Source organism: Streptomyces sp. NPDC016469, assembly GCF_040632905.1.
Classification (GTDB): Bacteria; Actinomycetota; Actinomycetes; order Streptomycetales; family Streptomycetaceae; genus Streptomyces.
In genome coordinates this window covers 33,314-49,788 of record NZ_JBEYCQ010000027.1, presented here as the reverse complement: position 1 = coordinate 49,788, position 16,475 = coordinate 33,314, and the positions used below count along the sequence as shown (strand labels likewise).

The window sequence follows — 16,475 nt, the reverse complement described above, 5'->3', positions numbered from 1 at the left end:
GTTCAATACGCGGGCGGGGCCGGTCGCGACAGTGGGGGCATGACTGCTTCCAGGACTACCGGGTCGTCGCTGCTCACGCTGGACGACGGCGACACCCTCCATGTGTGCCAGCACGGGCCGCGCGAGGCCCCCGTGCTCCTGCTGATCCACGGTTCGGCGTCCTCGGCCCTCTCGTGGGACGCGCTGGTGCCCCTGCTGGTGGCGCCCGGGACCCACCGCGTCGTACGGGTCGATCTGCTCGGGCACGGCGGGTCGGACAAGCCGGACGACGGCCGTTACGCGATCCCGGACCAGGCGCGGCGGGTCGGCGAGGTGCTGGACCGGCTCGGTGCCGGGCGGGCCGTGGTGGTGGGCCATTCCAGCGGCGGGGTGACCGCGACCGCCCTGGCCGAGGAGCGCCCCGGGCTGGTGTCCGCCGTGGTGCTCGTCAACACCGGGCCGAGCCTGGGCGCGTTCATCGCCACCGGCTCCGGCGCCGCCGCCCCCACGCAGTGGCCGCCGAGCGACGAGCAGATCCGGCAGTTCGCGAGCACGGGCTTCAGCCGCCCCGGCTACCGGGTGCCGGACGCGCTGCTGGGCGAGGTGCGCGCCATGACGCTGCACTCCTTCACGGCCACCATGGGGGCCACCCGCGCCTATCTGGAGGAGCGGGCGCTGCCGGAGCGCCTGGCGGTGCTCGGGAAGCCGCTGCTGGTGCTGTTCGGCGAGGACGACCGCCGCTGGCGCTCCTCGTCCGCCGCCGACTACCACGCCGTCCCGGGCGCCCGGGTGGAACTGCTGCCGGGTCTTGGGCACTCGCCCATCCTTGAGGACCCGCCCCGGGTCGCAGGCCCCCTGCTCGACTTCGCCGCGCTCCACGGCTGAGGGGAGGACGTCGTGCGGATTCTCGTCTCCGGGGCCGGGATCGCCGGTCCGGTGCTCGCCCACTGGCTCACCCGGTACGGCTTCGAGGTCACCGTCGTGGAGCGCGCCGAGGCGCTGCGCAGGACCGGCGGCCACGCGGTCGACCTGTTCCGGCCCGCCGTGGACATCTCGGAGCGGATGGGGGTGCTGCCGCGCATCGAGGAGCGCGCCACCGGCACGGACCGGATGAGCGTCTTCCGGGAGGGTGCCCGGCGGCCCGTCCGGGCGGACCTCACCAAGATCTTCGGCGGCGCCTCCGACCGGCACGTCGAGGTCATGCGCGACGACCTGACGACGATCTACTACGACGCCACCCGCGACGACGTCGAGTACCTCTTCGGCGACTCGGTCACCTCGGTCTCCGCCGGCGGCGAGGTGACGTTCGAGCACGCCGCGCCCCGCCGCTTCGATCTCGTCGTCGGCGCGGACGGGCTGCACTCCACCGTGCGCCGCCTCGTCTTCGGCGCGGACGCGGGCCGCAGCTCCTTCCTCGGGGCCTGCTTCGCGGTGCTGGGTCTGCCGAACGTCTCCGGCCTGGACGGGGAGTTGCTGATGCACGTCGGCGTGGGGCGCACCGCCGGTGCGTACGGGGCCCGCCATCTGGACGACGCCCGAGTCCTGTTCCTGTTCCGGAGCGCGCGCGATCCCGCCGAGGACCACCGGGACGTGCCCCGGCAGAAGGAGCTGGTGCGCGGGGCGTTCGCCGGGCTGCATCCCCAGGTGGACGGGTGGCTGGAGGAGCTGGACCGTACGTCGGCGTTCTACTTCGACTCGATCAGCCGGCTCCGGATGGACAGCTGGTCGCGGGGGCGGGTGACGCTCGTCGGGGACGCGGGCTACTGCCCCGGTCCCGCGGTCGGCGGCAGCACCACGCTGGCCGTGGTCGGCGCGTACGTCCTGGCCGGGGAGCTGGCCCGCGCCGGGGGCGACCACGAGCGGGCGTTCCCGGCGTACGAGCGTGTGATGGCGGAGCACGTACGCGGCAGCCGTGCGGTCGCGTCGAGCGCGGCGCGGACGCTGATCCCCACGTCGCGGCTGGGTGGCTGGGGCCTGGCCCAGGGCGCCCGCCTGGTCTCCGCCCTGCCGGCGGGCCCGGGCCGCGCACTGCTCCGCCTCACGACGCGCAGCGCCCGGCTCTACAACGCGATGCCCGTCGAGGACTACGCACCGGCCGCCGCCCCCTGACAGCCGGTAGAGAAGCGGAATCCTCTACGGCCGGTCCAGGGCGGCCTCCATCCGGTCCATCACCCGCTGCCAGTGGGCTCGCTGCCGCTCGCGTTCCTCCGCGCTCGCCAGGTGTTCCTGGTGGAAGCGGAGCATCGTGCGGGCGCCGTCGGCGGCCGGGGCCATGGCCACCTGGAGCGTGGTGGTGCCGTGGGTGACGCGGATGCGGTCGGCCGGGCGGTAGCCGCGCACCTCGCCGGTCACCCCGGCGGCCGTCCGGTAGGGCGCACCGCGCTCCGGAGCCAGCTCCGTGTCCGAGCCGAGCCAGAGGGCGAGTCCTTCGGGGCCGCTGATGAAGTCCCAGACGACGGACGGCGGGTGGGGCAGTGTGCGGGACACCCCGATCTGCCAGCCCGTGTCCCTGGTGAGTCCGGTGGGCATCGGTCATCCTTCCTCGGAATGGCGGGCGCGCAGCGCCCTGACCTTGTGACGGTTGCCGCAGTGCTCCATCGAGCACCAGCGGCGGCGGCCGGGGCGCGAGGTGTCCACGTAGATCAGATGGCAGTCCTCGGCGGCGCAGGTGCGGATGCGGTGCGCGTGGGCGCCGGTCAGCAGCTCGACGGCGTCGCGCGCGACAGTGGCGGCGAGCGCCGTCCCGCTGGGGGCACCGGCCCACCGGCGGCTGCCGTCCGGGGCGATGGCGGGCGCCAGGGCGGGGCGGGCGGCGGCCTCGTTGATGACGGCCAGGTCGCCGGCCGGGTGCGGTTCGCCGCGCGTGTGGGCGATGACCACCCGGAACAGCGCGTCGCGCAGAAGCCGTACTGCGGCGACCTCCACGGCGGAGACGGCCAGCTCGGGGGTGGGGGCCAGCCGGGAGCGTTCCGCCCAGGCGGTCACGTCGGCGGGCCGGTGCAGGACCTCGTACCGCCGGTAGGGGCCGGGCCCGCCGGTCGTCAGCAGCTCCAGGCACAGGGCGCCCGGGTCGAACCGGTAGGCGGCACCGGTGGTGGACCGGAGGGTCAGTCCCAAGGGCTCAGCATCCATGTAACCACTATAACCGGTTACCTATGACCCACGCCACAATCGCGCCATGTCACATCCGAGGGCCCCGCCCCCATCCCCTGGTTGTCAGCGACCGATGGAGGAAGGACTGATCATGAGCACGCAGCGGGAGACGCACCACATCGTGGTTCTGGGGGCCGGATACGCGGGCATGGCCGCCGCCGTGCAGCTGGCGGCCCGGACCCGGAAGCGGGGGGACGCGGTGCGGGTGACCGTGGTGAACGCGCGGGAGCGGTTCACCGAGCGGATGCGGCTGCACATGGTGGCCGCCGGGCGTCCGCTCGACGCGATGAGCGTCCCGGAGATGCTGGAGGGCACGGGCGCGCGGTTCACGCGGGGCTGGGTGACGGCGGTGGACGCCGGGGCCAGGACCGTACGCGTCGACGACGAGCGCGTCCTGTCCTACGACACGCTGGTGTACGCGCTGGGCGGGGTCGCCGACACCGCTGCGGTGCCGGGCGCCGAGGACCACGCGTACACCCTGAGCAGCCCCGAGGACGCGCAGCTGCTCGCCGAACGGCTGAAGGCCCTCGAAGGCGGCCACGGCACCGTGGCCGTCGTCGGCACCGGGCTCACCGGCATCGAGTCGGCGGCGGAGATCGCCGAGCGTTACCATCGCCTCGACGTGGTCCTGCTCGGCGGCGAGGAGCCCGGCGCGACCATGAACGACAGGGCGGCGGCACATGTGCGGGCCGCCCTCGACCGGCTCGGCGTGCGGGTGCGCATCGGCGCGGACGTGGTGAAGGTGCTCGCCGGTTCGGTGGAGCTGGCGGACGGCGAGAGCATCGCGGCCGACGCGGTCCTGTGGACGGGCGGCACCCGGGTGGCACCGCTCGCCGCAGCGGCCGGTCTGGAGACGGACGCGCGCGGACGCATCGTCACCGACCGGGCGCTGCGTTCCGTTTCGCACCCCGAGGTGTACGCGGTCGGCGACGCGGCCGCGATCCGCCAGGGCTACGGGGTCATGCACGGCACCTGCCAGGGCGGCATGCCGACCGGGGTGCACGCGGCGCTGTCGATCGACCGCGTCCTCAGGGGCAAGCAGCCGAAGCCCTTCCGGTTCGGCTATTACCACACGCCGGTGAGCCTGGGCCGGGGCGACGCGGTCGTCCAGTTCACCCGGCCCGACGACAGCCCACGCCGGATCTGTCTGGTGGGAGCGGTGGCCGTCCGGTACAAGGAGACCGTGACAGCCTCGCCCTGGCCGACGTACGGCCGTATGAAGAAGATGCCCGCGTCGGGCGCGTTCTGGCCGCGCGGAGGGCGCTTCACCCGCACCCGACGTATCCGAGGGGACAAATGACCGGCGCCGCCGACCGTTCCGCCCAGCCCGGCCAGCAGGTCTTCCTGGAATACCGGCGGCTGCTGTTCTCCGTGGCGTACCGCGTCCTCGGCACCGCCGCCGACGCCGAGGACGCCGTGCAGGACGCCTGGCTCAAGTGGTCCGCCGCCGACCGTTCGCAGGTGGCCGACCCCAAGGCGTACCTGACCCGGATCGTGACGAACCTGGCGCTCGAACGGCTGCGGTCCGCCCGGTACAAACGGGAGACGTACGTCGGGCCGTGGCTGCCGGAGCCCATCCTGACCGGCGGCGGACCCTCCGAGCCCGTCCCGGACGCCGAATCGGCCGCGCTGGGCGCCGAGTCGGTGTCGATGGCCATGCTGGTGGTGCTCGAAACGCTCAGTCCGCTGGAGCGCGCCGTGTTCGTGCTGAAGGAGGTGTTCGCCTTCAGCCACGCCGAGATCGCCGAGGCGGTGGAGCGTTCCGAGGCGTCGGTACGGCAGGCCGCGCACCGCGCCCGTGAGCATGTGCGGGCCCGGCGCCCGCGCTTCGAGGCGGACCGGGCGCGGCAGCGCGAGGCGGCGGAACGTTTCCACGCCGCCGCGACGGGCGGTGACGTCAACGCCCTCCTCGAACTCCTCTCCCCCGACGTCACCCTGTGGACCGACGGCGGCGGCAAGGTCCGCCAGGCCCTGCGCCCGGTGACCGGCGCGGCCACGGTGGCCGGCTGGTTCGCGGCGATCGGCACGGTCGCCTACCAGGGCGTCGAGCCGGCGGACATGAAGGCCGAACTCGTCGAGATCAACGGCGGCCCGGGCATGGTGTTCAGCGGCCCGGACCGCGTCATCGCCACGGTGACCTTCGACTTCGACGCGCGGGGGCGCATCACCGCGATCCACAACGTGGCCAACCCGGAAAAGCTGCGGGCGGTCGCCGAGGGCGTCGCGTACGACATCGGGGCACGGTAGCCGTCGCCCTCGCCCGATCGGGTCGAAAACGGGCGGCACCGCTCCGCCTTCCGCATATGCCGGTGCGACGGCTACAAGATCGTCAACGAGTCGCCACCGGCTCGGCGGAGTGCGCCCCGGTATGTCATGGCGCCACGTCACCGACCCGGCCGGACCCCCGGCCGTGTCCCCCAAGTCCCGCCCGGCCGCGCGACGCCGGGCTCGTACGAAGGAGATCCCGTGATCGCACAGGGCAAGCGGATTCTCGGCTCCCTGGCCATGGCATTCGCCGCCGCGGCCTCGCTGACCGTCGCCGTACCCGTAGGGTCCGCCTACGCCATCGACCACGTGGAGTGCGTCGGCGGCGCGGACTTCCTGAAGATCTACTCCCACCTCGACGGCCGTCAGAGCGTCGACTGCTACGCCAACGCGGGCAGGACCGACTTCGGAGGCTGGTGGGCCGACCGGATCGTCACCGGCAACAACGACCTCATCTACTACGACGTCAACGGGGACTCGGTCCGGATCAACCGCTGGACGGACATCACGTTCCCGAACAACCCGCCCCGGATCAAGAGCATCCAGATCCTCTGAGCGCCCGGAAGCGCACCACCGGTCACCGCTGTTCACGAACGGCGGTGACCGTGGCCGTCAGACCACGTCGAACTCGTTGCCCTCCGGGTCCAGCATGGCGGTGGCGTAGAAGTCCATGTCCGGCAGCTCCCTGACCTCCGCCACCGTGGCACCGGCCCCGACCAGCCGCGCCACCGTGGCATCGACCCGCCGCTTGCGGACCTCCAGCGGAACGGCACGCCCCCCGCCGACCTTGAGGTCGAAGTGCCACCGGTTCTTGACCGCCTTCATCTCCGGGACTTTCTGGAACCACACCCGCGGCCCGCGCCCGGCCGGATCGATGATCGACTCCGGCAGATCCCCCGCCCCGGGCGGCAGCTCCTCCTCGGGCACCCCCATGTCCTCCCAATAGGCACGCCAGCTCGCATGCCCCTCCGGCGGCGGCTCGGGGACGTACCCCAGAGCCTCGCCCCAGAAGGCCACCATCCGCTGCGGATCGCCACAGTCGATCGTCATCTGCAGGGTCATCTCGGGCGCCATCTCGGTCTCCGTCTCCATGGCCGGAGCATCCCAGACGGGTCTGACAGTGGGGATGTCCCTGGCAAGGGGGTGTGGCTGCTGTTCGAGACGGCGCCGGTCCAGCGCGAGGAGGGAAGGGTGCGCGTCTTCGCCTGGAGCACTTCCGCACCCGCGCTCCACGCCCGATACCGTTTGGAGTGGCGGTTCCGGGCCAGTCCCGAACATGAAGCGGATAACGGGGAGTTCAGGTGATCCAGATGCGACCCAGTGAGCAGATGCGGGACCTCGGCGTCGTGCAGCGCGGGGCCCCCGTTCTTGCTGAGCGGGCGCGCGTCTTCGACCTGCCGACTGAGCGCGATGCGGCCGAGCAGGCAATCGAGCGGCTGTTCGCCTCGATGGAGCGGATCGGGCCATTTCACCCCTTCGCCAAGGGCATGGGCATCGCGGCACCCCAGATCGGCATCGGCCGCGCCGCCGCCGTTGTCCAGCCCCCCGCACCCGAAGCTCCGGCGATCGTCCTGCTGAATCCTCGAATCACCGACCGTTCCAGCGAGGAAGACGAGCAGTACGAGGGCTGCCTGTCGTTCTTCGACGTCCGCGGCATGGTCCCTCGGCCGCTGTGGATCACCGTGGAGACCACCACGCTGGAGGGCCGTCTGGTGACCACCACTTACGAACGAGGGCTCGCCCGGCTGGTCCACCATGAGATCGACCACCTCGACGGCCTGCTCTACACCGCACAGATGCGGACGGGCGTCGTTCCCATCCCCGTGGAGGAGTACCGCCAGACCGGGCGGGCGTGGGACTACGAGCAGGAGCAGCCGAGGCGGGGCCGGGCTCCGTGTTGGTCACTTAGCGGCTCGTCCCATCCTTGGTCCGCTGCCCGGCAGGCTGCTTCCAGATCGTGATCGTGGAGGGTGTCTTCGGCAAGCCATCCTGGTGCGCTCAACGGCACCGACCACCGCAGCCACGGTGAGCGGAACGCCGTCATCGCCGGTGCATGCGCTCGCGCAACGCCTGAGCCGAACCGACCTCGTCGGCTCCATATTCGTGCCACAGTGCGACAAGCTGATCCTCACGTTCGGCGAGGTCGATCAACTTGTCGGCGAGTGCGAAGCCGTCGGGAGAAGGCTTCCCGGCCTCAAGCACCCAACGGCTCGCGGCCGCATCCGCGGTGATACCACGGCCCGCCAGCTCGACGACCCTGAACGGCACCCCCGGATCAGCGGCCACAGCCAGAAACACAGCCAGCGACACTGACTTCCGCACGGCCTTTTCAGCCACTCGTCAGACCCTCCCCACATCAGCCGCCTGGTGGCCATGACTAGTCAACCTACAGAAATGCCTATTCGGGGTCATTAGCCGTCGGCGGCGCCGATGGCCTTGATCGGTGAGTGGCGGCCTCGGCCTGCCGGCGGAATTCGCGCCAACCGCCGTCCGACCGACTCCTGGTGTGGCGGGGGTCACGGGAACCCGCTGGTTCGGCCGGAGAGGTAGGGGTGTGAGATGTGATGATCAGGAAGACCGGGAGCGCATGCGCACACGCATCAGGGCGGGCGACCGTCAGGCGTTCGCCGTGCTCTACGAGGAGTACGCGCGGGCGGTCTACAACCATGCCTACCGGCTGACGGGCGACTGGTCGGCGGCCGAGGAGGTCATGTCCGAGACCTTCCTCGCCGCCTGGCGGACCCGGCAATCCGTCGAGCCGGAAGGCGAATCGCTGCTGCCGTGGCTGCTCGGCATCGCCACGAACAAGGCGCGCAACGCCAACCGGGGCACCGGCCGGCGCCTCGCCTTTCTGGCCCGGCGCCCCGCCCCCGAGCCTGTCGCGGACATCGCGGACGCCGCGGCCGGGCAGGTGGACGACGCCCGGCGGCTCGCCGCGGTCCGGCAGGCGCTGGACGGGCTGCGCCGCCAGGACCGCGAGGTGCTGGCCCTCTGCGTCTGGTCGGGCCTCGACTACGCGGAGGCCGCCGAGGCGCTCGGCGTGCCGGTGGGCACGGTGCGGTCGCGGCTGTCCCGTGCGCGGGAACGGCTGAGGCGGCTCACGGACGAGCGGCTGGCCAGGGAACGGAAACGGAACGACAACGCCGGGGAACCCCGCACCCGTCGCGGAGAGGTACAGGGCAGGGCCGCGTTCGTGGCCCTGCCCCTTCAGGAGGAAGCCCGATGAACGACCGTGCCTCCGGCCCCACCTGGGCCGAACTCGAGGAACTGGCCCGGCTGCTGCCGGCCCCGGCCGAACGGGATCTGCCTCCGGGGCGCCATCTCCACCACAAGGAAGCCCTGATGCAGCTGATCGACCAGGACGGCGACCGCGCCACCGCCCGCCCCGGACCCCGCCCCCGGCCCCGCCTCCTGCGCCCCGCCGTCCTGCTGCCCGCCGCCGGACTGGCCCTGGGCGGGGTCCTGTTCACCACGCTCGCCGTGACCGGCCAGGACGAGGCCCCCCGCACCGCCGCCACGGCCCCGGCCCCGCGCGGTGCGACCGTGCTGCTGGACCGGATCGCCACGGTGGCCTCGAAGAGCGACGCCATCGAGGTCACCGACGACCAATACGTGTACGTCAGGACGTTGCAGGCCGAGAACACGGGCGCGTTCGGCGGCCCGGTGAAGCTGGGCAGGCCCGGTGAGCGCGAGGTCTGGATGGCGCAGAAGTCCGGGCCGGTGATCGATGAGGGCCTGATCCACCAGGACGGCAGGTACGTCCCGATCGAGGTCGGCGTCCCGGACGGCGAGAAGCCCGTCGGCTACCCGGCGGGCCTCAACCGGCCGACGTACACCTGGCTCGCCTCCCTGCCCACCGACCCCGACGCCCTGCTCCGCAGGCTCGCCGCCGAGATCACCGCGGACCAGGACGCGCGGAACACCCCGGCCGACGAGCGGGACCCGGACCAGGACGCCTTCGAGGCCATCGGCGAGCTGCTGCGGGAGACCCTGATGCCGCCGAGGACCGCGGCCGCCCTGTACAAGGCCGCGGCGCGGATTCCCGGCGTGAGCGTGGACTCCGACGCGGTGGACGCGGCCGGGCGGCACGGCATAGGCGTGGCCCGCGACGACGAGCGCGCCGGCTGGCGCACAGCCTGGATCTTCGACGCGAAGACCCTGGCGTACCTGGGCGAGCGGACCTACCTCATCCGGGACACCTCCATGGGCCGGAAGGGCACCGTCACGAACACGTCGGCGGTCCTGGAACGCGCGGTGGTCGACGCCCTCCGCGAGAAGCCGTCGACCACGGCCTGACCGGCAGAACTCCCCGTAGCCTGACGGCATGACAGACGCGGTACGGGGAAGAGGCGAGGCGGCGCCCTGGCGTCCCGAGGGGGAACCGGGCGGGGCTCCTCTCCCCGTCCCGAACGCGCTCGGCGCGCTGTGGGCGGTCAGGCACGGGCAGAGCACCGCCAACGTCGCCTTCGCCGAGGCGGGCGCGGCGCCCCTGGAAGGACGCGACCGCGACGTACCGCTGTCCGGCCTCGGACAGGCGCAGGCGCGGGCGCTCGGGCGCTGGCTCGTGGAGTACGCCGGTGAGCTGGACCTCGTCGTCTGCTCGCCGTACGTACGGGCCCGGCAGACCTGGCAGCTGATGGCCGGGTACGCGGCCGATGAGGGCGTCGCTCTGCTTCCGCTTCTGGTGGACGAGCGGCTGCGGGACCGGGAGATGGGCGTCTTCGAGCTGTACCCCCCGGCCGCGCTGGCGGCGCGGGACCCGGAGGAGGCCGCGCGCCGGGAACGGCTGGGCGAGTGGTTCTACCGCCCGCCGGGCGGCGAATCACTGGCCGATGTCGCCCTGCGGGTGCGCGGGTTCCTCGCTGGTCTGGAGCGGGCCGCGCCCGGGCGGCGCGTGCTGCTCGTCGCCCATGACGCGGCGGTCGTCGCCGTCCGCTTCGCCCTGGCGGGCCTCGGCGCCGCGGCTCCCGAGGACGTGCCGCCGGTGCCCAACGCCTCGCTGTCCCACTGGCAGGGCGACGGCCAGCGCCTGAGCCTGCGGCTCTGGGGCGGGACCGCACACCTCGCTCAGGAAGGGGACATGACCGCGTGACGGGCGATGACGTGCTGGAGATCCTGGACCTGCTGCGGGCGGCCGGTGCGGAGGTCTGGGTCGGCGGGGGCTGGGGTGTCGACGCCCTGGTGGGGCGGCAGACCCGGGAGCACCGGGATCTGGACCTGATGCACCGCCTCGAGCAGGAGCCGGCGGTCGTCGCCGCTCTTACCGCGGCCGGGTTCGCGGAAACACTCGACTGGCGGCCCGTACGGTTCGTCGTGTCGGACCAGGCGGAGCGTCAGATCGATCTGCACCCGCTCTCGTTCGGCCCGGACGGAAGCGCCCTCCAGGAGTCGCTGGAGACCGGGAAGCCGTTCGTCTATCCGGCGGACTGCTTCGTCACGGGCAGCGTCGGGGGCCGTACCGTGCCCTGCCTGTCCGCCGCGCAGCAGGTGTACTTCCACCAGGGGTACGAGCCCAGGGAGCGGGATCTCCACGACATGGCCCGACTCCGGGAGACGTTCGGTATCGGCACGCACTTCTGATCCTGGAGCGGGGTACGACCACCGGCAAAAGCGCGCAGGAGAAGCGCTCGAAGGCGACTTGAGGATCGCTCGTGAAGCTTCCCGGCGCACTGGGTGAAACACCCGTACGCGCGAGGCCGGGTGTTTGAATGGCCTTGATCAGTACGGTATTCGACCCAGGGGGGGCGAACTCTGCCATGCGGAAGTCATATTACGCAGCACACGTTTACATGATCGTCGGAGTGATCTCGGGGCTTTTCTACCGGGAGTTCACGAAAATCAAGGACTTTCACGGCGATACCCAGCTGGCGCTCATGCACACTCACCTTCTGGCGCTGGGCATGCTCGTCTTCCTGATCGTCCTCGGCCTGGACAAGGTCTTCGGACTGTCCGGCTCGAAGCTGTTCACCGCGTTCTTCTGGTTCTACAACATCGGCATCGCCATCTCGACGGCGATGATGGGCGTCCACGGCATCCTGACGGTGCTCGGCCGCGACGAGGACCACATCGCGGAGGCCGTGCCGCTGACCGCTGGGCTCGGGCACATCCTGCTGACCGTGGGGCTGATCCTGCTCTTCGTCCTGCTCGGACAGCGCGTCAACGCGCACGTCAAGGCGGACGCCACGCCGAAGGAGCCGACGGCGGAGGCGGCGAGCGCCGTCTGAGCTCGTACCTGGGGGCCTCGATTATTACGGCGTAATAATCGAGGCCCCCGAGTTGTGCAACCGCTAGCGCGCAGGCGTCTGGAACGTCACCTCGGGATTGCCCGGCGTCGGTCCGGCGAGCAGGCGCTGCGGTACGCCCTTGAGGTGGAGGTCGAAGAAGGCGGCGACGTAGTCACGGGTGATGTCGCCGGAACGGTCGGCGGGCAGCGGGGCCGAGGGGTCGCTGATGCCCAACTGCGCCCCGAGCAAAGGAAGATCGGTGAAGGTGAAGTGACCGGCCCCGGCGACCGTGAGCCACCTCTTCCAGCCGTCGAGGCGCGCCCAGTCGCGGTCCCACGTGGTATCGAAGGTGCCGCCGGACGCGTGGTCGGCCTCGGTGCCGAGCATCATGAACGGCCGGCCCCGGAGCCCCTGGGCGGGGACCGGGTCGAAGAAGGTGCCGTCCATGTTCACGCCCGCCCGCACGCGCCGGTCGGCGGCCATCGTGGACGCGGCGGAGTCACCGCCGATGGAGTGCCCGGCCATCCCGATGCGCCGCCGGTCGATCATGGAGGCGTACCGCCAGGCGGGGTGACCGTCCGTCAGCCGGTCCAGCAGGAACGGAACGTCCTTCGCCCGGCCCCGTGCGACCTCCGCATACCCCTCTTCACCGGCCCGCTCCACGTAGTCGCAGGCGGCGCAGGGCAGGACGCGCCCGCCCGGGAAGACGGTGGCGAGGGACTCGTGGGCGTGATCCACGGCCGCGACGACATACCCCCGGGAGGCCAGGTCCGTCGCGAGGGACGTCAGCGTGAAGCGGCTCTGCCCGAACCCGGGCGAGAGCACGACGAGCGGGAACCGCCCGCGCGCGGGGGCCGCACCGGTCCGCGCGTACGTCTCGGCGGCCCCGACCACCTCGGGCGCGACGACACCGCCCAACCCCTTGTCCTCCAGAAGCAGTTCCGCCTCCTTCGCGCTCATGTACGGGGCACGCGACCCGGTCCCGGCCCGCGCCGGATAGAACACGGACACCAGCAGCTCACGCGCCCCCGCCTCCGGCACGTACGGGTCGGCGCGCCCGGTGTCCCGGAGGTGCACGGTGTCCTCGCCGACGGCGTACGGCCCGGTCGGCGCGGGCAGCCGCAGCTGCTGGGCGGGGGCGGTGAGCGCGGGGCCGATACCGGCGGGCGCCGGGGTCGCGGCGACGGCCGGGGCGGTGGCCGTGGCCCCCAGGGCGAGGACGAGGAGCGAGGCGGCCAGGGTGCGGTGACGAGTTCTCATGCCCCGAACGCTAGGCGGGGGTCCGATGCCTCAACGTCCTTCCACGGTATGCGACTTGGTACCTCTGCGGTCGCATGGGGCGGGGCGCGTGTCGTACCACGGGCCTACGGGCAGGCGGTGACCGGGAACGGGTCCGGGGCCCATGGTCATCGGCTCCCCTCGACGTCCTATTCGACGGTGACAGGGCCTCGGGCATCGTGGGGTCGCGGCTGGACAAGGACATCGAGGTACGGGCCCGGCGCGAGGTGATCCTCTGTGCCGGCGCCTACAACTCGCCGCGCTCTCCGACGCGGACGTCTTCCGCATGCGGGCCCCGGCTCGCTACGGCGGCTACGAGACCGATGCCACCACGCTGCTCGACGTGGTGTCGAAAATAGCGGAGGGGGACGGACCGGCAGCCTGGACCGTGTCCGCGTGGCCCGTCTCGGCCTGGCTCGCCGGCCACTTCCCCGACCACGCGCAGGACGAGGTGTTCGCTTCCGATGCCCGGGTGTGCGGCGTACTGAGCCCCAGCGCGACCGCCACGCCGACGGACGGCGGTGACTACCTCGTGAACGGCCGGTGGGCGTTCATCAGCGGCGCCCACCACAGCCAGTGGCAAGTGGTCCTCGCCATGGCGCCGACGCCCGACGGCTCGTCGCAGTGGCCGGTGATGGCGGTGGTCCCCATGTCCGATCTGACCCTGCTGGACGACTGGCACACCATGGGGCTGCGCGCGACCGGAAGCGTCACCACCGTCGCGGAGAACGTCCTGGTTCCCGCCGACCGAGTGATTCCGCTGGTCTCGGTGCTACGCGGCGAGTCCGCCTCGCGGACCAATGCGCTCTCCCCGGTGTACCGCAGTCCGATGATCCCCACGGGCTGTTCGACGTTCACCGGTCCGGCCGTCGGGCTGGCCAGGGTCGCGCTGGAGGCGTTCATGGCCCGGCTCGACCGGAAGATGACCTACACGGACTACCCCAGCCGGCGGGACGCACCGGTCGCCCACCTCCTGGTGGCGGAGGCGGCGATCGGGTGGAGGAGGCCGAGTCGCACGCCTCCCGGCTGGCCGCGCTCACCGACGCCAAATGCGCCGCCGGGGAGGAGTGGAGCCCGGAGGAACGCGTGCGCTCCCGGGCCTGGCTGGGACGGGTCCTCCATCTCGCCGACGCGACGGCGTCCCAACTGGCCGCCGAGGGCGGCGGATCCTCGATCCACGTCTCCGACCCCCTTCAGCGCGCGGCACGGGACATACGGGCGCTGAGCACCCGTGCCCTGATGCACTCGACGACGAACGCCGAGCTCTACGGCCGGGTCCTGTGCGGGCCGGAGCCGAACACGATGTACATCTGAGTACGTCCGATGAGTACGTGTGGGACGACTCGTCCACCGCTCGGTACCGACGCCTACCCTCCGGCGGCATCCGTACCGAGCAGGTCCCGCCCCGCGTAGTACGCGTGCAGCGCGGCCTCGCCGCCCGAGCCGAACGCGGTCATGACGCGCTGGTAGCGCGCCGAGCGGAGGTCGCCGGCGACCAGGACGCGGGGGTGCTGGTCGCCGGGGGCGCAGTAGCCGTCGGGGCCCCGGACCAGGTCGCCGGGCGGGGCGGTCGGGGCGCTGCCGAGGCTGAGGAAGACGGCGTCCGCGGCGAGCCGGCGCCGTAGCCCGTCCGGTGCCGTCACTTCCCCCGCCCCCGAGAGCGTCAGGTGTTCCACGGGGACGAGGGTGACCCGGGGGTCGTCGCGGATCTCGTCCGTCTTGTACGCGTCGGCCGCCGGGTACGCCACGAGCAGGCGGGTGCCGGTGTCCGGGTGGGCGCGCAGGAAGGTCCCGATCGGCCGGTCGCCGCCGAGGACGAGGAGGGTCCGGCCCTCCTCCGCCCCGGCCTGCCACAGCGGCGGCAGGGTGAGCCCGTCCGGTGCGGTGATCCAGGGGACGTCGCGCGGCTGGAGCGGCCCGACGCCGGTGGCGACGACGGCGTACGGGGCGGTGAGGCGGGCCCCGGTGTCGAGTGTGACGGCCACGTGGTCGTCGTAGGCGCGCAACTCAGCGACGTGGCACCCGAGTTCGAGCCGGCACAGCTCCGTGCCCATGAGCTCCGCCGTGATGGCGTCGGCGAGCGCGGGGCCGCTGGTGTGGCCGCCGAGCACGTTGTCGAGGGCGGGGATGCGGTACAGGTTCCGGCACAGCCGGTCCGGCTCCACCAGCACCGTACGCAGCCCCACCCCGGCGGCCATCCGGGCGGCGGCACAGCCGGCGGGGCCGCCGCCGATGACGAGCAGGTCGGTGTCGTACAGCGTGTCGCCCATGGGGCCATTCCAGCAAAACGTGCGCCATGGGGCTGCCCCCACCCCCGATACGGATGATCACCTCATCGCGGCCGCCCGTGCCCGTCGGACATCGTGAGGTCACGCGGAGAAACGACCTCGCGGTGACGGTGCCGCGCGACGGAGGAGACTCATGATCAAGCACAAACGGACGCTGTCCGGCGCACTCGCCCTGGCCGCGGCTTTCGGGGTGGCGGCAGGCGGGGCGGCATTCGCGGCGGAGCGCCCCGCCGCATCGGCCGCGACCGCCGACCGGCTCCCCGCCGTCCTGCACCGGCTGACCACCGTCGACGGCGCCCCCGGGGCGCTCGTCGAAGCGCGCGGCCGGCGCGGCGCCACCGTTCTGACCAGCGGTGTCGCGGACGTCGACAGCGGGGCGCCGGTGCGCGGGGACAGCCGCTTCCGGATCGGCAGCATGACCAAGCCCTTCGTGGCCACGCTGGTGCTCCAACTCGTCGGCGAGCGCCGCGTCGCCCTCGACGCGCCCGTGGAGCGTTACCTTCCGGACGTCGTCCGCGACCACCCCGGCGACTGGCGGGGCGTCACCGTACGGCGGCTGCTCCAGCACACCAGCGGTCTGCCCGACTATCTCGACTTCCTCCGCCCGCAGGACATCCTGGCGGACCCGCTCGCCCACCACGACGCCCGTGACCTGGTGGACCTGGCGCTCGACCAGCCCCGCCCGTTCCGGCCCGGGCACGGCTGGGACTACTCCAACACGAACTACCTGCTGGCCGGGATGGTCATCGAGAAGGTGACGGGCCGTCCGTACGGGGAGGAGATCCGCCGCCGCATCATCGAGCCGCTCGGCCTGACGGCGACCTCCGTTCCCGGTGACGATCCGTCGATCCCCGGCCCGCATCCGCGCGGTTACGTACGGCCGGGCGAGGACGCACCGCTCATGGACGCCACCGCGATCAACCCGTCCGTCGCGGGCGCGTCCGGCGAGATGATCTCCAGCGCCTCCGACCTCAACCGGTTCCTGGGGGCCCTCCTGGGCGGCCGCCTGCTGGAACCGGCGCAACTCCGGGAGATGATGAGGGCCCGCCCCGTGGGTGACGGCCGGGCCTACGGCCTGGGCCTGGAACGCCGGTGGCTGCCGTGCGGCGGCTCCTACTGGGGCCACGGCGGCGACATCTTCGGCTTCCAGACCGCCGGGGGCGCCACCGTGGACGGCCGGCAGACCTCGGTCATGGTGAACCTCGACCCGGGCGGCACGGACGCCCAGGACGACGACATCGAGAACGCCGTGGAGGCGGGGCTGTGCGGGGCACGCGACTGAGAGTGC

19 protein-coding genes and 1 pseudogene are annotated in these 16,475 nt (G+C 72.4%); 14 read left to right on the top strand and 6 right to left on the bottom strand.

What is annotated here, in order from left to right; all coding sequences use genetic code 11:
* Positions 1-39: 39 nt before the first annotated feature.
* A complete protein-coding gene (locus ABZ565_RS26935) occupies positions 40-864 on the top strand; it encodes an alpha/beta hydrolase (protein ID WP_361032009.1) in 825 nt (274 codons plus the stop codon).
* A 12-nt stretch (positions 865-876) separates the two neighbouring features.
* On the top strand, positions 877-2,088 hold the full coding sequence (locus ABZ565_RS26930) for an FAD-dependent monooxygenase (RefSeq protein ID WP_361032006.1): 1,212 nt from the start codon (positions 877-879) through the stop codon (positions 2,086-2,088).
* A 24-nt stretch (positions 2,089-2,112) separates the two neighbouring features.
* Here the strand turns inward: ABZ565_RS26930 and ABZ565_RS26925 are convergent, their stop codons facing one another.
* Both ABZ565_RS26925 and ABZ565_RS26920 read right to left on the bottom strand, forming a co-directional pair.
* A complete protein-coding gene (locus ABZ565_RS26925; protein WP_361032003.1) occupies positions 2,113-2,508 on the bottom strand; it encodes an SRPBCC domain-containing protein in 396 nt (131 codons plus the stop codon).
* 3 nt (positions 2,509-2,511) lie between these two features.
* Positions 2,512-3,111 (bottom strand): CGNR zinc finger domain-containing protein, encoded by a 600-nt coding sequence (locus ABZ565_RS26920; RefSeq protein WP_361032000.1) that lies wholly within the window; start codon positions 3,109-3,111, stop codon positions 2,512-2,514.
* Between the two features lie 112 nt (positions 3,112-3,223).
* Here ABZ565_RS26920 and ABZ565_RS26915 point away from each other — a divergent pair, with 112 nt between their 5' ends.
* From ABZ565_RS26915 to ABZ565_RS26905, 3 genes are all read left to right on the top strand, one after another.
* A complete protein-coding gene (locus tag ABZ565_RS26915; RefSeq protein ID WP_361031997.1) occupies positions 3,224-4,432 on the top strand; it encodes an FAD-dependent oxidoreductase in 1,209 nt (402 codons plus the stop codon).
* Entirely contained in the window at positions 4,429-5,379 is a 951-nt protein-coding gene (locus ABZ565_RS26910; protein WP_361031994.1) for an RNA polymerase sigma-70 factor, read from the top strand. Before ABZ565_RS26915 ends, ABZ565_RS26910 begins: the two co-directional genes overlap by 4 nt.
* Positions 5,380-5,598: 219 nt before the next feature.
* Positions 5,599-5,952 (top strand): beta/gamma crystallin domain-containing protein, encoded by a 354-nt coding sequence (locus ABZ565_RS26905; RefSeq protein ID WP_161211803.1) that lies wholly within the window; start codon positions 5,599-5,601, stop codon positions 5,950-5,952.
* A 57-nt stretch (positions 5,953-6,009) separates the two neighbouring features.
* Here the strand turns inward: ABZ565_RS26905 and ABZ565_RS26900 are convergent, their stop codons facing one another.
* The gene (locus ABZ565_RS26900) at positions 6,010-6,489 is read right to left on the bottom strand and encodes a VOC family protein (protein WP_361031991.1); all 480 of its coding nucleotides are present in this window, start codon (positions 6,487-6,489) and stop codon (positions 6,010-6,012) included.
* Between the two features lie 218 nt (positions 6,490-6,707).
* On the opposite strand from ABZ565_RS26900, the gene ABZ565_RS26895 reads away from it, so the two are divergent.
* Entirely contained in the window at positions 6,708-7,358 is a 651-nt protein-coding gene (locus ABZ565_RS26895) for a peptide deformylase (protein WP_361032136.1), read from the top strand.
* Positions 7,359-7,437: 79 nt separating this feature from the next.
* On the opposite strand, the gene ABZ565_RS26890 is transcribed toward ABZ565_RS26895, so the two are convergent.
* A complete protein-coding gene (locus ABZ565_RS26890; RefSeq protein ID WP_361031988.1) occupies positions 7,438-7,734 on the bottom strand; it encodes a hypothetical protein in 297 nt (98 codons plus the stop codon).
* Positions 7,735-7,984: 250 nt separating this feature from the next.
* Between ABZ565_RS26890 and ABZ565_RS26885 the strand changes: the two genes are divergently transcribed.
* The 5 genes from ABZ565_RS26885 (at position 7,985) to ABZ565_RS26865 (ending at position 11,621) form a co-directional block, all read left to right on the top strand.
* Positions 7,985-8,623: an RNA polymerase sigma factor gene (locus ABZ565_RS26885; protein ID WP_161211807.1), complete on the top strand. Its 639-nt coding sequence runs from the start codon at positions 7,985-7,987 to the stop codon at positions 8,621-8,623.
* Positions 8,620-9,693: a CU044_5270 family protein gene (locus ABZ565_RS26880; RefSeq protein WP_361031984.1), complete on the top strand. Its 1,074-nt coding sequence runs from the start codon at positions 8,620-8,622 to the stop codon at positions 9,691-9,693. Before ABZ565_RS26885 ends, ABZ565_RS26880 begins: the two co-directional genes overlap by 4 nt.
* 28 nt (positions 9,694-9,721) lie before the next feature.
* A complete protein-coding gene (locus ABZ565_RS26875) occupies positions 9,722-10,489 on the top strand; it encodes a histidine phosphatase family protein (protein ID WP_361031981.1) in 768 nt (255 codons plus the stop codon).
* Positions 10,486-10,977 (top strand): amino acid transporter, encoded by a 492-nt coding sequence (locus ABZ565_RS26870; RefSeq protein WP_361031978.1) that lies wholly within the window; start codon positions 10,486-10,488, stop codon positions 10,975-10,977. Before ABZ565_RS26875 ends, ABZ565_RS26870 begins: the two co-directional genes overlap by 4 nt.
* A 128-nt stretch (positions 10,978-11,105) precedes the next feature.
* Positions 11,106-11,621 carry a DUF2871 domain-containing protein gene (locus ABZ565_RS26865; protein WP_361031975.1) on the top strand — a complete coding sequence of 172 codons (516 nt, stop codon included), beginning with the start codon at positions 11,106-11,108 and terminating at the stop codon, positions 11,619-11,621.
* A 63-nt stretch (positions 11,622-11,684) separates the two neighbouring features.
* Here ABZ565_RS26865 and ABZ565_RS26860 read toward each other — a convergent pair whose 3' ends face one another.
* On the bottom strand, positions 11,685-12,881 hold the full coding sequence (locus ABZ565_RS26860; RefSeq protein WP_361031972.1) for an alpha/beta hydrolase: 1,197 nt from the start codon (positions 12,879-12,881) through the stop codon (positions 11,685-11,687).
* Positions 12,882-13,185: 304 nt separating this feature from the next.
* Here ABZ565_RS26860 and ABZ565_RS26855 point away from each other — a divergent pair.
* A pseudogene (locus tag ABZ565_RS26855) lies at positions 13,186-13,572 on the top strand (acyl-CoA dehydrogenase); the annotation flags it as partial.
* A gap of 323 nt (positions 13,573-13,895) precedes the next feature.
* Entirely contained in the window at positions 13,896-14,213 is a 318-nt protein-coding gene (locus ABZ565_RS26850; protein WP_361031969.1) for a hypothetical protein, read from the top strand.
* A 53-nt stretch (positions 14,214-14,266) separates the two neighbouring features.
* Here ABZ565_RS26850 and ABZ565_RS26845 read toward each other — a convergent pair whose 3' ends face one another.
* Positions 14,267-15,169: an FAD-dependent oxidoreductase gene (locus ABZ565_RS26845; protein ID WP_361031965.1), complete on the bottom strand. Its 903-nt coding sequence runs from the start codon at positions 15,167-15,169 to the stop codon at positions 14,267-14,269.
* 151 nt (positions 15,170-15,320) lie between these two features.
* Between ABZ565_RS26845 and ABZ565_RS26840 the strand changes: the two genes are divergently transcribed.
* A complete protein-coding gene (locus ABZ565_RS26840) occupies positions 15,321-16,469 on the top strand; it encodes a serine hydrolase domain-containing protein (protein ID WP_361031962.1) in 1,149 nt (382 codons plus the stop codon).
* Positions 16,470-16,475 lie beyond the last annotated feature (6 nt).

Excerpts from the sequence above, each read along its gene's own strand:
- ABZ565_RS26935 (WP_361032009.1), top strand. The coding sequence starts at position 40 with ATGACTGCTTCCAGGACTACCGGGTCGTCGCTGCTCACGCTGGACGAC.
- ABZ565_RS26925 (WP_361032003.1), bottom strand. The coding sequence starts at position 2,508 with ATGCCCACCGGACTCACCAGGGACACGGGCTGGCAGATCGGGGTGTCC.
- ABZ565_RS26920 (WP_361032000.1), bottom strand. The coding sequence starts at position 3,111 with ATGGATGCTGAGCCCTTGGGACTGACCCTCCGGTCCACCACCGGTGCC.
- ABZ565_RS26915 (WP_361031997.1), top strand. The coding sequence starts at position 3,224 with ATGAGCACGCAGCGGGAGACGCACCACATCGTGGTTCTGGGGGCCGGA.
- ABZ565_RS26910 (WP_361031994.1), top strand. The coding sequence starts at position 4,429 with ATGACCGGCGCCGCCGACCGTTCCGCCCAGCCCGGCCAGCAGGTCTTC.
- ABZ565_RS26900 (WP_361031991.1), bottom strand. The coding sequence starts at position 6,489 with ATGGAGACGGAGACCGAGATGGCGCCCGAGATGACCCTGCAGATGACG.
- ABZ565_RS26895 (WP_361032136.1), top strand. The coding sequence starts at position 6,708 with ATGCGACCCAGTGAGCAGATGCGGGACCTCGGCGTCGTGCAGCGCGGG.
- ABZ565_RS26885 (WP_161211807.1), top strand. The coding sequence starts at position 7,985 with ATGCGCACACGCATCAGGGCGGGCGACCGTCAGGCGTTCGCCGTGCTC.
- ABZ565_RS26880 (WP_361031984.1), top strand. The coding sequence starts at position 8,620 with ATGAACGACCGTGCCTCCGGCCCCACCTGGGCCGAACTCGAGGAACTG.
- ABZ565_RS26875 (WP_361031981.1), top strand. The coding sequence starts at position 9,722 with ATGACAGACGCGGTACGGGGAAGAGGCGAGGCGGCGCCCTGGCGTCCC.
- ABZ565_RS26865 (WP_361031975.1), top strand. The coding sequence starts at position 11,106 with ATGGCCTTGATCAGTACGGTATTCGACCCAGGGGGGGCGAACTCTGCC.
- ABZ565_RS26860 (WP_361031972.1), bottom strand. The coding sequence starts at position 12,881 with ATGAGAACTCGTCACCGCACCCTGGCCGCCTCGCTCCTCGTCCTCGCC.
- ABZ565_RS26845 (WP_361031965.1), bottom strand. The coding sequence starts at position 15,169 with ATGGGCGACACGCTGTACGACACCGACCTGCTCGTCATCGGCGGCGGC.
- ABZ565_RS26840 (WP_361031962.1), top strand. The coding sequence starts at position 15,321 with ATGATCAAGCACAAACGGACGCTGTCCGGCGCACTCGCCCTGGCCGCG.